This is a genomic window from Kribbella sp. ALI-6-A, assembly GCF_001984195.1.
GTDB lineage: Bacteria > Actinomycetota > Actinomycetes > Propionibacteriales > Kribbellaceae > Kribbella.
In genome coordinates this window covers 1,229,014-1,241,898 of sequence record NZ_MTQN01000010.1, presented here as the reverse complement: position 1 = coordinate 1,241,898, position 12,885 = coordinate 1,229,014, and the positions used below count along the sequence as shown (strand labels likewise).

13 protein-coding genes are annotated in these 12,885 nt (G+C 69.3%); 6 read left to right on the top strand and 7 right to left on the bottom strand.

Going from position 1 to position 12,885, the window contains the following annotated elements; genetic code table 11:
• Nucleotides 1–5: 5 nt before the first annotated feature.
• Nucleotides 6–875, bottom strand: coding sequence for an alpha/beta hydrolase fold domain-containing protein (locus tag BWI15_RS20270; protein WP_077015924.1), 870 nt, complete (start codon nucleotides 873–875; stop codon nucleotides 6–8).
• Complete coding sequence (locus tag BWI15_RS20265; RefSeq protein WP_077015923.1) at nucleotides 872–1,771, bottom strand: NAD-dependent epimerase/dehydratase family protein; 900 nt, start codon at nucleotides 1,769–1,771, stop codon at nucleotides 872–874. Before BWI15_RS20265 ends, BWI15_RS20270 begins: the two co-directional genes overlap by 4 nt.
• Here BWI15_RS20265 and BWI15_RS20260 point away from each other — a divergent pair.
• Nucleotides 1,758–2,210 (top strand): MerR family transcriptional regulator, encoded by a 453-nt coding sequence (locus BWI15_RS20260; protein WP_083750886.1) that lies wholly within the window; start codon nucleotides 1,758–1,760, stop codon nucleotides 2,208–2,210. The genes BWI15_RS20265 and BWI15_RS20260 overlap by 14 nt on opposite strands.
• A gap of 101 nt (nucleotides 2,211–2,311) precedes the next feature.
• Here the strand turns inward: BWI15_RS20260 and BWI15_RS20255 are convergent, their stop codons facing one another.
• The 4 genes from BWI15_RS20255 to BWI15_RS20245 form a co-directional block, all read right to left on the bottom strand.
• A complete protein-coding gene (locus tag BWI15_RS20255; RefSeq protein WP_077015922.1) occupies nucleotides 2,312–3,034 on the bottom strand; it encodes a PH domain-containing protein in 723 nt (240 codons plus the stop codon).
• A 100-nt stretch (nucleotides 3,035–3,134) separates the two neighbouring features.
• Nucleotides 3,135–3,293, bottom strand: coding sequence for a hypothetical protein (locus tag BWI15_RS39465; RefSeq protein ID WP_168197347.1), 159 nt, complete (start codon nucleotides 3,291–3,293; stop codon nucleotides 3,135–3,137).
• Between the two features lie 289 nt (nucleotides 3,294–3,582).
• Entirely contained in the window at nucleotides 3,583–4,539 is a 957-nt protein-coding gene (gene meaB / locus BWI15_RS20250; protein ID WP_077015921.1) for a methylmalonyl Co-A mutase-associated GTPase MeaB, read from the bottom strand.
• Nucleotides 4,540–4,573: 34 nt separating this feature from the next.
• Entirely contained in the window at nucleotides 4,574–5,791 is a 1,218-nt protein-coding gene (locus tag BWI15_RS20245) for an acetyl-CoA C-acetyltransferase (RefSeq protein ID WP_077015920.1), read from the bottom strand.
• 94 nt (nucleotides 5,792–5,885) lie between these two features.
• Between BWI15_RS20245 and mce the strand changes: the two genes are divergently transcribed.
• From mce to BWI15_RS20220, 5 genes are all read left to right on the top strand, one after another.
• Nucleotides 5,886–6,317 carry a methylmalonyl-CoA epimerase gene (mce, locus tag BWI15_RS20240; RefSeq protein ID WP_077015919.1) on the top strand — a complete coding sequence of 144 codons (432 nt, stop codon included), beginning with the start codon at nucleotides 5,886–5,888 and terminating at the stop codon, nucleotides 6,315–6,317.
• A 93-nt stretch (nucleotides 6,318–6,410) separates the two neighbouring features.
• Nucleotides 6,411–7,328 (top strand): sensor histidine kinase, encoded by a 918-nt coding sequence (locus BWI15_RS20235; protein WP_077015918.1) that lies wholly within the window; start codon nucleotides 6,411–6,413, stop codon nucleotides 7,326–7,328.
• A gap of 157 nt (nucleotides 7,329–7,485) precedes the next feature.
• Nucleotides 7,486–8,817 carry a crotonyl-CoA carboxylase/reductase gene (gene ccrA, locus BWI15_RS20230; protein ID WP_077015917.1) on the top strand — a complete coding sequence of 444 codons (1,332 nt, stop codon included), beginning with the start codon at nucleotides 7,486–7,488 and terminating at the stop codon, nucleotides 8,815–8,817.
• Nucleotides 8,818–9,009: 192 nt separating this feature from the next.
• Complete coding sequence (locus tag BWI15_RS20225) at nucleotides 9,010–10,707, top strand: transposase (RefSeq protein WP_077015916.1); 1,698 nt, start codon at nucleotides 9,010–9,012, stop codon at nucleotides 10,705–10,707.
• Nucleotides 10,704–12,053 carry an AI-2E family transporter gene (locus BWI15_RS20220; protein ID WP_077015915.1) on the top strand — a complete coding sequence of 450 codons (1,350 nt, stop codon included), beginning with the start codon at nucleotides 10,704–10,706 and terminating at the stop codon, nucleotides 12,051–12,053. The genes BWI15_RS20225 and BWI15_RS20220 overlap by 4 nt, the downstream gene beginning before the upstream one ends.
• Nucleotides 12,054–12,147: 94 nt before the next feature.
• Here BWI15_RS20220 and BWI15_RS20215 read toward each other — a convergent pair whose 3' ends face one another.
• Nucleotides 12,148–12,840 (bottom strand): PIG-L deacetylase family protein, encoded by a 693-nt coding sequence (locus BWI15_RS20215; RefSeq protein ID WP_077015914.1) that lies wholly within the window; start codon nucleotides 12,838–12,840, stop codon nucleotides 12,148–12,150.
• Between the last annotated feature and the right edge of the window lie 45 nt (nucleotides 12,841–12,885).

Sequence of the window (12,885 nt, the reverse complement as noted above, 5' to 3'; positions counted from 1 at the left end):
CCTGCCTACCGCAGGAGGTAGGCGATGTGGGCACGGGCCGTTTTCGCTTCGGGGATCGGCATCAACATCCAGTCGTGGACCATACCGGCGGTCTCTGAAATGGTCACCTGCGTGCCGAGGGCGTCCTGGGCGAGGTCGGCGTAGAGGTGAGCGTCCGGATTCAGGAGGTCTCTGGTGCCGGTGAAGACAGTGATCGCCCCGAGGTGGTCGACCCGGGCATGAACAGGGCTGACCAGTCCACTGTCGGGCCCGTCGGGGCCTGCGTAGCTGGCGGCGAGAGCACGGATGTAGTCGAGCTTCAGCAGCGGATCGCGGGGAGCGATGCGGGCACTTTCTGGGTTCGCGAACGTGAGATCGAACGACGGGGACAGCAGCACTGTCGCATCCTGCGCGGGCGACCCCTCGGGGAGGGCGACGAGCAGGTTCAGCGCCATTGTCGCTCCCGCTGAGTCGCCGACGAGTGCTGTCGGCGCCTCTCCTGCGGTCGCCATCCACAGCTCCGTGAGGATGGGGGTGATGTCCCGGTGGGTGACTGCTGGAACGAGGGGGAAGATCGGTACGACGAAGGTCCGCGAGGTGCGGACAGTGAGCTCGGCAATGAGGTTCCAGTGCCCGGCCTGGATCTCCGCTGCCCATGCCCCGCCGTGCAGGTACAGGGCTTGCTTCCCGGACGGTGTCTCCGGCGTGAGCGTGAATACCGGCCAGCCGCGGAACGTGCTCCGCGTTATGGTCACCGTCTTCTCGAAGGACGGCGGCGGCGAATACTGGGCCGCGGTGCTCGGCTCCGTGGTGAACCTCTTCGGGTTGAACTGCTCTCGAGCACGCATGAACGTCATGGCGCCGGCGAGCAGCCGGCTCTGCAGGCTCGGACTCATCTCGTAGCGGTCTCGGCGTAGGAGCCGGAACGGACATCGTCGATCAGCGATCGCGGCGCGGGACTCCAGCCGAAGGTGTCGCGGGCCTTGGATGCATCGAGGCGGCTCGTCGTCGTCAGGGTGCGGGCGGCCGGCCCGAAGCTCTGCTCCGCGACCTTGAGCGGCACGGATGCCACCGGATTCCCGGTCAGATCTCCGATCGCTTCAGCGAGCGCTCGGAACGTGAACGGCACGGCGCCGACAGCGTTGTAGACACCAGAGACCGGGCGTTCGAGCGCCGCGACGTACAGGTCGGCGAGATCGTCGACGTGGATGGGGGTCCATGCGTTCTCCCCGTCTCCAACGTAGATCGACGTGCCGCTGTGCTGGGTGGACCGGATCAGCCCCGTCACGAGCGCGGAGCCACCGCGGCCGAAGATCAGCCCGGCGCGGACCACGATGCCGGAGATGCCCGCCTCGCCGCGGACGATGCGTTCGGCTGCAACCTTCACCGGCTGCGCGCTGACCTCCGGCAGAACAGCGTCCTCCGACGTGTCCTGGTCCTCCTCGAACCCGTAGACCAGCCCGGTGCTGGTGAAGACAAACGGCTTCGGGACAGTCCCGGACGCGGCGCCGGCAACCAGCGCCTCGACTGCGGCCAGCTCCGTCGCCGTCGATTCGTCGGTCATCGTGTAGTCGACCGCTGCATGAATGACGGCATCGGCCGCTGCTGCAGCGCTGGTGAGGACGGCGGTGTCGCTGAGCGACCCAGCCACAGGTGTGGCACCCGCCTCCTGCAGGCGGGCGGCGCTGACGTCCGAGCGGGCAAGGGCTGCGACATGGTGTCCGGCCGTGACCAAATGCTCGACGAGGACAGTGCCGAGATAACCCGTCCCGCCGGTGATGAAGACCTTCATGGTGATTCCGTTCCTCAGCGGTGTCGCTGTCGGGAATCACGCTAAACTCTCACATCAGTGTCAATGTCAATTGGAAGTGGGCCTCGGGTTGAAGATCGGTGAGCTGAGTCGGGCGTCCGGAGCAAGTCCGAGGTCCCTGCGGTACTACGAGGAGCTCGGATTGATCACTTCCGTCCGGCAGCCCAATGGGTATCGTGACTATGACGAGGCGACGGTGGGTCTGGTCTCGACCATCAAGTCACTGCTGGAGCTCGGGTTCCCCATGACACTGATCGAACGCGTCCTGCCGTGCACGGGCGATGCCGGTCCGCTCGAGGGGGAGTGTTCTGGGATCCTGGCCCGGGTGGCAGAGATCCGCGACGAGATGGACGACAAGGCTCGTCGACTCCTCGAGGCCAGGGATGCCCTCACCGCGTTCCTGAGCCAGCAGGTGTCTTGACGGTTCACGTCCGCCCTCACGCGTAGTTCTTGCGGACCCCGATGATGGCGGGACCCCGGTAGGAGTCGCGCGTGGGGAAAAGCACTTCCCGACGTACGGAACTACTCCTCGTGCTCCTGGTCCGTCCAGTTGGCTCGTTCGCTGTTGAAGATCGACTTGGAGCTGCTGCTCGCCATCCGAGTCGATCCGGCGGGAGCGGTCCGCGGGATGGTGGTGGTGACCTCCTGGGCGGAGTCCATCCCGATCGGGCCCGTGCCGTCGTCGTCGGTGTCGTCGTCGTCGGACTGGACGACGTCGACGCTGGCGGAGGCGCGCAGACCGGTGCGCTGGATGACGCGCTGGATGGTCAGGTCACGGTCGTCGGGCCGGCTGACGAATCTGATCTCGCGGAAACCCTGGTCCTGCGCGGCGGACTCGAAGACGAAGTGTCCGTAGCCGAGGAACCGGCCGACGATCGGTTTCTGCAGGGTGATGTCGAGGATTCGGGCGATCGGGGTGGTCGCGACGGTCTGGGAGAAGACGCCGCGGATCCGCATCACTCGCATGTTGGTGACCACGAAGCGGTCGCGGTGCTGGGTGAGGAACTGCCAGAACGCGTGTCCGAGCAGCACCAGCACCAGTGCGAGCAGAACGTAGGCGGCGTCGCCCAGGTTCTTCCACAACATGACCACCAGGAGCACGGCCGCCAGGGCGATCTCCAGCATGGGTACGACGAACACCACCCAGTGGTGCCGCACCTCGTCGATGACGACTTCGCCCTCGTCCGAGATGAGGTGACGCCGGACCTTCGGATCGAAGGCCCGGAACAGGCCTATTGCGGCCATCCGCTCACTCCCCTGTTCACCCCGCTGTCGGCCACCCGGCCATGATCGTCACACCAAGTGTCCCGCACGAACGCTCGTGGCGGGACACCCGATTCGAAGATCAGTTGAACAGCGCGGTGAGGAACGTGATCACACTGCCGAACGCGTCGCCGACAGCAGAGAACGCCCCGCCGACCGCGTCAGCGGCCCCTTGCGGTTGCGTGAACAGGTAGAAGGCGGCAAACGCGATGACCGACCAGATCAGCAGCTTCTTCGGCATGTCACCACTCCTTGTGCGCAGGCAACTCGGTCGCTGCGTTTGTATCACGGATAGTCACTATCTGTCACTGTCTGAACACAGCTCACCCTACGGGATCACCGGCGACAAGATCCATTCTGTAACGGATCGGGGGGCATGGCAGCCACCGGCGCGCCGCCGTGAGACGGAGGTCGCTCACCGGACGGCAGCGCCGGATGCCTGCCCGGATTCGGGCTGATCCAACCGCTACCGGCCACAGTGTGACAGAGCGTACTCGACTGTCGCACCGCGCCCCCGGTCGACCCAGAACTCACAACGCCGAGATCAGCTCGTCCGCCGCCGAGTACGGATCGGTCGACCCCGCCGCCACCTTCGCCGCCAGCACATCGAGCCGCGCGTCCCCGTGCAGATGCCCGAATCGCGACCGCAACGCCGTCATCGCGATCGCCTCGATCTCGTCCCGGGCCCGGCTGCGCCGCCGCTCCTCCAGTACGCCGGACCCGCGCATCCACTCCAGCCGCTGCTCGATCGCCTCGACCACCTCGTCGACGCCCTCGTTGCGGCTCGCGACCGTCTTCAGGATCGGCGGCTTCCACGCGTCCGGTTCCCGGTCGGCCAGCGCGAGCATCGCGCGCAGGTCGCGGGTGACGTTCTGTACGCCGTCGCGGTCGGCCTTGTTCACCACGTAGATGTCGCCGACCTCGAGGATGCCGGCCTTGGCCGCCTGGATCCCGTCGCCCATCCCGGGCGCGAGCAGAATCAGCGTCGTGTCGGCCATCCCGGCGATCTCCACCTCCGACTGCCCGACCCCGACCGTCTCCACCAGGACGACGTCGAAGCCGGCCGCGTCGAGCACCCGCAGCGCCTGCGGCGTCGTCCAGGCCAGGCCACCGAGGTGACCGCGCGACGCCATCGACCGGATGAACACCCCGGGGTCCGTCGCGTGCTCCTGCATCCGCACCCGGTCGCCGAGCAACGCCCCGCCGGAGAAGGGCGACGACGGATCCACCGCCAGTACGCCGACCCGCTTGCCGGTCGCCCGGTACGCCGTGACGAGCGCCGACGTGGACGTCGACTTGCCCACGCCGGGCGACCCGGTGATCCCGACGATGTGCGCCCGGCCCGCGTGCGGGGCGAGCGCGGCCATCACCTCGCGCAGCAGCGGCGACTCGTCCTCGACCAGCGAGATCAGCCGCGCGACGGCCCGGGACTCACCGTCCCGGGCGCGTTCGACGAGTTCGGCGACCGGCGGCGTACGTCGTGACATCAGGTCAGTATCGGCCCTGGCGATGGCGGGGCCGTCAGCCCTTGGCCGGAACGCTGATGATCAGCGCGTCGCCCTGACCGCCACCACCGCACAGCCCGGCCGCTCCGGTCCCGCCGCCGCGGCGCTGAAGCTCCAGCGCCAGGTGCAGGACGAGACGGGCGCCGGACATGCCGATCGGGTGGCCGAGTGCGATCGCGCCGCCGTTCACGTTGACCTTGTCGAGGTCGACGTTCAGCTCGCGGGCGCTGGCGATGCCGACCGCGGCGAACGCCTCGTTGATCTCGATCAGGTCCAGCGACGCCGGGTCGATGCCCTGCTTGGCGCAGGCCTTGGCGATCGCGTTGGCCGGCTGGCTCTGCAGCGACGAGTCCGGGCCGGCGACCGAGCCGTGCGCGCCGATCTCGGCGATCCAGGTCAGGCCGAGCTCCTCGGCCTTCTTCTTGCTCATCACGACCACGGCGCAGCCACCGTCGGAGATCTGCGACGCCGAACCGGCGGTGATCGTGCCGTCCTTGCCGAACGCCGGACGCAGCCGCGACAGGGTGTCGACGGTCGTGTCGCCGCGGATGCCTTCGTCGGTGTCGACGACGACCGGGTCGCCCTTGCGCTGTGGCACCTCGACCGGGACCACCTCGTCGGCGAACACGCCGTTCTTCCAGGCCTCGGCGGCCAACTGGTGCGACCGGGCGCTGAACTGGTCCTGCTCCTCGCGGGACAGCTTCAGGCCGTCGGTGTTGTGCTGCTCGGTCAGCGCGCCCATCGCCTGGTCGGTGAACGCGTCCCACAGGCCGTCGAAGGCCATCGAGTCGACCAGCGTCGTGTCGCCGTACTTGAAGCCCTCGCGCGACTTCGGCAGCAGGTGCGGCGCGTTGGTCATCGACTCCATGCCGCCGGCCACCACGACGTCGTACTCGCCGGCCCGGATCAGCTGCGAGGCCAGGGCGATCGCGTTCAGACCGGACAGGCAGACCTTGTTGATGGTGATCGCCGGGACGTTCATCGGGATGCCGGCCTTGACGGCGGCCTGGCGCGCGGCGATCTGGCCGGCGCCGGCCTGCAGCACCTGGCCCATGATCACGTACTCGACCTGCTCGGGCGCGAGGCCGGCCTTGGCCAGCGCACCCTTGATCGCGAACCCACCGAGCTCGGCGCCGGTGAAGCCCTTGAGGCCGCCCAGCAGCCGCCCGATCGGGGTCCGGGCGCCGGCGACGATGACGGTTTCGCTCTGCGAGCTGGAGGAGGTGTCAGACATGCTCTTCACGATACCTGCGAGAACACTGGTACGACGGTGTCGCGTCGGCCACACTCGTTGGCATCCGACCACCGGCCAGGCCACTCTTGGTCGCATGGAGCCAGTCACCAAGACCCTGTTCGAGGCGATCGACCACGTCGGTGTCGCGGTCGCCGACTTCGACGAGGCCGTCCGGTTCTACGCCGAGACCTTCGGCATGACGGTCGCGCACGAGGAGGTCAACGAGGAGCAGGGCGTGCGCGAGGCGATGCTGTCGGTCGGTGACTCGGGTTCGTCGATCCAGCTGCTCGCGCCGCTGTCGGACAGCTCGCCGATCGCCAAGTTCCTGGACCGCAACGGCCCCGGCATCCAGCAGCTCGCCTACCGGGTCGGCAACCTCGACGAGGTCTCCGCGGTCCTGCGCGAACGCGGCGCCCAGCTCCTGTACGACGAACCGCGCCGCGGCACCGCCGGCTCGCGGGTCAACTTCCTCCACCCCCGGTCCGCGGGCGGAGTCCTGGTCGAGCTGGTCGAACCCGCGCGCTGACCCACTCGATTCAGTTGCTGACACAGCGTGAAGATCTTGCGAAGACTCACCTCAGACGGTCACAACGGGTGAATACGGGGCTAATCTGTTGAGGTGCTGATCGGCAGCGATCTCGGCCACCACGACCCCGCCCCGGCGGGGTTCCGGCACGATGCCTTCGTCTACACCGATGAGGACGATTTCGTCCGGCAGGCCGGCGCCTACGCGCGGGACGGTCTGGCCACGGGCGAGACCGTGGTCGCCGTACTGCCCGAGGAGCGCAACAGCCTGCTGCGCAAGGCGCTCGAAGGCATCGCCGACCAGGTGATCTTTCTCGACATGACCCAGCTCGGCCGCAACCCGGCGCGGATCATCCCGCTGTGGCGCACGCTGCTCGAGCAGGCGCCGGACATCCCGCTGCGCGGCCTCGGCGAGCCGGCGTACCCGGGCCGCTCGTCCGCCGAACTGGAGGAGGCGGCGCTGCACGAGCTGCTGCTCGACGTCGCCTTTGACGAGGTGCCCGGCCGGTTCCACCTGCGCTGCCCGTACTCGGCCGCGCTCCCGCTCGACCCGGACGACGTTCACCTGGCCGCGACGGGCGATGCCCGGGACTCCGCCGAAGCCGCTTTCCGGAGCCCGCTTCCCGCCGTACCGGCACGGGCCGAGCGGCAGGAGTTCGGCCGGGGCGATCTCAACGTCGTACGGCAGCGGGTGAACGCGGCGGCTCGGGCGTTCGGCCTGCCCGAGGAACGGGTCGAGGATCTCGAGCTGGCCCTGCACGAGATCTGCACGAACACCGTCCGCTTCGGTGGCGGCAGCGGGACGCTGTCGTGGTGGCCGGCCGACGGCCACCTGATCTGCGACGTCGCCGACAGCGGCCGGATCGACAACCTGCTGGTCGGACGGGTGCTTCCACCGGCCGAAGGACTCGGCGGCCGGGGCGTCTGGCTGGCCAACCAGCTGTGCGACCTGGTCCAGGTCCGCTCCGGGAGCGCGGGAACCCAGGTCCGGCTGCACACCCGTGTGCGCTGACATCGAAGGACAGTCCCCGCGATAAGACCACTGTCATCGGTGGACTGAAAAAGTGACGGTCGTCTCACCGGCCGCGAACTGTGTCACGCAGCACAGCGACCCGGGCATACTCGGCGGTAAGTTCCGCTCACCCGACCGCCGCTCCAGGAGGTATGACGTGAAGCAGATCCTCGACGCGATCCTCGCCGGTGACAGCGCCGCCGTCGGCTCTCTCGACGTGCCCGACCACTATCGCGGGATCACCGTGCACGCCGACGAGACCGAACTGTTCGAGGGTCTGGAGACCCGGGAGAAGGATCCGCGCAAGAGCCTGCACCTGGACGACGTGCCGACGCCGGAGCTCGGTCCCGGCGAGGCGCTGGTCGCGGTGATGGCCAGCGCGATCAACTACAACACCGTCTGGACGTCGATCTTCGAGCCGGTGTCGACGTTCTCCTTCCTCAAGCGGTACGGCAAACTCTCGCCGCTCACCGCCCGGCACGACCTGCCCTACCACGTGGTCGGCTCCGACCTGGCCGGCGTCGTCCTGCGGACCGGCCCCGGCGTCAACGCGTGGAAGCCCGGCGACGAGGTCGTCGCGCACTGCCTGTCGGTCGAGCTGGAGTCCCCCGACGGCCACAACGACACGATGCTCGACTCGGAGCAGCGGATCTGGGGTTTCGAGACCAACTTCGGCGGACTGGCCGAACTGGCGCTGGTGAAGTCGAACCAGCTGATGCCGAAGCCCGCGCACCTCACGTGGGAAGAGGCCGCGTCGCCGGGGCTGGTCAACAGCACGGCGTACCGGCAGCTGGTCTCGGCCAACGGCGCGAACATGAAGCAGGGCGACGTCGTGCTGGTGTGGGGCGCGTCGGGCGGGCTCGGGTCGTACGCCACGCAGTTCGCGCTGAACGGCGGCGCGATCCCGGTGTGTGTCGTGTCGTCGCCGGAGAAGGCGGAGATCTGCCGCGCGATGGGCGCCGAGCTGATCATCGACCGCAACGCCGAGGACTACCGGTTCTGGTCGGACCCGGCGACGCAGGACCCGAAGGAGTGGAAGCGGTTCGGCGCGCGGATCCGCGAGCTGACCGGCGGCGACGACCCGGACATCGTGTTCGAGCACCCCGGCCGGGAGACCTTCGGCGCGTCGACGTACGTCGCCCGGCGCGGCGGCACGATCGTCACCTGCGCGTCGACGTCGGGCTACATGCACGAGTACGACAACCGGTACCTGTGGATGAACCTCAAGCGCATCATCGGCTCGCACTTCGCCAACTACCGCGAGGCCTGGGAGGCGAACCGGCTGATCGCCAAGGGCATGGTGCACCCGACGCTGAGCCGGGTCTACTCGCTGGAGGACACCGGCCAGGCGGCGTACGACGTGCATCGCAACCTGCACCAGGGCAAGGTCGGCGTGCTCACGCTGGCGCCGACCGAAGGGCTCGGGGTGCGCGACGAGGAGCTGCGAGCTCGGCACCTGGACAAGATCAACCGCTTCCGCGACAAGTAGAGGGCGTTCAGGCGGACATGCACCACTGACCAACCTCCCGCTCCTGAGCCGGGCCACGCTCGATTCGGGTTCGCGGGGCGCTCCTGGGTGGGTTGATCAGTGGTGCACGTCCGCCGGTTAGGTTTGTGGGCCCGGTCTCTGACAGGCTTACGCTGGGGGATTCATCCGCTCCGCCAGAAGGGACACTCAGGGATGGGCGACGAGTCGAGCCTGCCGTTCTTCGACCGTACGGCGACCGCGGCCGGGGGATTCCCCGTCGCGCGCCGTGGGTACGACAAACACGCGGTGGACGACTACGTCCGTGCGCTCGAGGCGCAGCTGGCCGAGGCACGGAGCAAGGCCGAGGAACTGCAGACCAACGCCGCGCCGTTGCAGCGCCAGCTCGAGGAAGCCAAGCGGCAGCTCGAGGCCAGCGCGAACCCGTCGTACGCCGGTCTGGGTGACCGGGCCGCGCAGATCCTGCGGCTCGCCCAGGACCAGGCGCAGGAAGCGCTCGAGGAGGCCCGCCGCGAGGCCCAGGAGCTGCGGTCGACCGCGGCCAAGGAGGCGGCCGCGGCCCGGGCGACCGGTGAGCGTGAGGCACAGGACATCCGGACCGTCGCGCTGAACGAGGCCGACAGCATCCGCCGGACCGCCGAGGGTGACGCGGCGGAGATCCGCCGGACGGCGGAGACCGAGGCGCAGGAAGTGCTGCAGGCCGCCCGGCGCAAGGCCGAGCAGCTGCAGCTGACCGCCGAGTCGCAGTCGAGCACGCTGAAGAACGGCGCGCTGCACGAGGCCGAGAAGATCCGGACCGCGATCCAGCGCGAGTCGGCGGCGCTGCGGGCACGGCTGGCCGACGAGCGTGAGCAGCAGGCCAAGGAGCTGGCCGACAAGCACGCGCAGATCGCTGCCGACACCGAGAACCTGACGACCCAGATGAAGGAGGCCGCCGAGGCTTCCGAGCGGCGGGTCGCGGAGGCGACCGCGCAGGCGCGCAAGATTCGCGCCGAGGCCGAGGAGTCGGCCGAGCGTACGCTGACCCGCGCCCGGCGTGAGGCCGAGCAGGTGCTGACGGCGGCGCGCACGCGGGCCGAGGCGGAGCTGGCCAGCGCGGCCGACGAGGCCGAGCGGTCGCGGACGATCGTCGCCCGGGAGACCGAGCGGCTGGCGAAGCGGCGCGACGGAATCCTGGCGCAGATCGCCGGGCTGAACGACATCGCGAGCAACATCGCCCGCCAGGCCGCCGAGCTCGACTCCGAGACGGCCGCACCGGCGTACGAGAACCCGTTCGCGGCGCCGAAGTCGTACCAGCCCAGCTCGTACGCCGCGCCGAGCAACGACGCGCCGGCCAACGACGCGGACGCACCGGCCGACTCGTCGGCGGACAACTCGTCCTCGAAGGCGTCCAGCCCGTTCGCCGCGGGCGCGTCGGCCGGCCCGTTCGCGCCGGGCGACTCCGCCGCGGAGAACTCGTCGGCGAATCCGTTCGCCGACGCCCCGAAGAACAACCCGTTCGCGGCACCGGCCGGTGCCACGGCGTACCCGGTGGACTCGTCGTACAAGGCGCCGGGTGACAACTCCTACCCGGTCGACCCGAAGGCGGAGGCGCCGGAGGAGAAGACGGTGTTCACCGGACGGAGCCCGTTCGCGGGGCCGGACGCCGGTGCGGCGCGGGTCGACGAGACGCGGATCGACACCGCGCTGAAGGTTGACCCGGAGCTGCTCGACAAGGAGACGAAGCCGGCGGCGGCCGACGAGCCGAAGGACTCGACCAAGATCGACGAGTTCCGGCTCGAGGACCTGGCCAACGAGGAGACCCGGATCACCGCGGAGAGCCCGTTCGCGCCGAAGGGCGGCCAGGACGAGTCCGCCGTTGAGACCAAGCGCAGGCCGAAGGACCAGAAGTGACGCCAGCCGGCGACGACAACTCCACAGAAGACAGCAAGGCGGCCGGCACCCCGGAGCCGGCCTCTGCCGAAGAGGTGAGTGACTCCGAGGCGGTGGCTGCTGCTCGCGAAGCCAAGGCCGCCGCGCTGCAGGCCGAGCGAGCGGCGGAGCGGGCGGACGAGTCAGCGGACGACGCGGACGACGCGGCCGACCAGGCGGAGCTCTTGGCCGTGCGCACCCGGGCGGCCGCGCAGAGCGAGGCGGACGACAACTTCGCCGGACAGCTGCTGATGGACGAGCGCCACCCGGACGAAGGCATGGGCCGGCCCGGTCCCCCGATCCACCGGTCGAACCCGTTCGTTTTCGGGTTCTTCGCGGCGCTCGGCGTCCTGGTCGCCTGGGGACTGTGGAACGCGCTCGGCCAGGCCCGGTCGGTGCTGATCCTGCTGGTCGTGTCGATGTTCATCGCGGTCGGGCTGAACCCGCTGGTCGAGTGGTTCATGCGGCGCGGGCTGAAGCGTGGGCTCGCGGTCGGTGTGGTGTTCCTGCTGATGATCCTCGCGGTCGCCGGCGTCGGGTTCGCGATCGTGCCGGTGGTCACCGAGCAGATCAACGGCCTGATCAAGAACGCGCCTGACTGGCTCGACCTGCTGAACAACTCGAAGACGCTGGAGGAGCTGGACCAGCGCTACCAGTTCATCGACAAGGCGAAGGACTACGTTCAGGACCCGGCGCTGGCCCAGCGCGCCTTCGGCGGTGTGCTCGGCGTCGGCAAGGTGGTCGCGAACGCGCTGTTCTCCGGCTTCACGGTCCTCATCCTGACGCTGTACTTCCTGGCCTCGCTGCCGTCGGTCAAGCGCGCGGCGTACAGCCTGGTCCCGGCCAGCCGGCGCAACCGGGTCTCGATCCTCGGCGACGAGGTGCTCGGCCGGGTCGGCGGCTACGTCAGCGGTCAGTTCCTGGTCGCGCTGTGCGCCGGGTTCTTCATGTTCGTGTTCCTGGAGATCGTCGGCCTCAACCAGTACGCCGTGGCGCTGGCGATCGTGGTGATGTTCACCGCGTTCATCCCGATGGTCGGTGGGCTGATCGGTGTCGTGCTGGTGGCCGCGATCGGCTTCACCGACGGGCTCTGGGTCGGCGTCGCCTGCCTGATCTACGGCGTGATCTACCAGCAGGTCGAGAACTACGTCGTCGCGCCGCGGATCATGCGTCGCGCGGTCGACATCCCCGGCGCCGTCACGGTGATCGCCGCACTGCTCGGCGGCGCACTGCTCGGTGTCGTCGGCGCGCTGCTGGCGATCCCGACCGCGGCCGCCGTCCTGCTGATCATCCGCGAGGTCTGGGTCCGCAAGGCCGACGCGTCCTGAGCCCGCGCGGAGACCGGGTGCCGACGGCAACGGATTGGGCCACGGCCCAGCACCCGGTCCCCCGTGGGTCCTCGACGACGGCCCAGGTTTCAGGCTAGGACGCCGCGAGCTTCGTGACCTCCGGGCCGCTCGGGTCGAAGAACGCGCACGCGCGCGGATAGCCCGCCTGGCAGCCGCGCATCGTCATCAGCGCCGTGTAGTAGTCGATGTGCCGGAAGCCGTCGGTCTCGCCGCGTGCGAAGGCCTGGTGCCGGATCGCGCCCACCCAGCGGTAGAACGCGTCGTCGGGGATCGGCACGTACGCCGACGGCGCGAAGTCGCGCAGGTCCTCGGCGTGCTCGGTGTGCACCAGCGTCCGTACGGCGTGCCGCGGCAGCTCGTGCTCCATCGGCAGGTCGGCCAGGTACACCGCCCGCTCGGTCACCCGCGCGGCGTGCTCGTGGTCGCGCTGGCTGCTGTGCCGCCAGTGCGTGATCACGGTGTCGGGCTGCTTCTCCCGGATGATCGTGGCCAGCTCCAGGGCGACGTCGTCGCTGTCGGGCAGGAAGCCCTCGCTGTAGCCGAGCACCATGAAGTCGGCGCCGATCGCGGTGGCGAACGCCTCGCCCTCGGCGACCTTCTGCTGCTGGTACTCCGCGGGCGACAGCCGGGGGTGCCCGCGCTCCCCCGGCGTCAACGCCACGATCGTCACGTTCGCGCCTTCCAGCGCGAGTTTGGCCAGTGTCGGCCCGGCCGCCAGGTCCATGTCTCCGATGTGACCACCGACGGCCAGCACTGATCGGTTCACCGGCACCTCCCGCTCGCGTCTGGGTAGAAAGTTACCTAGACCCTA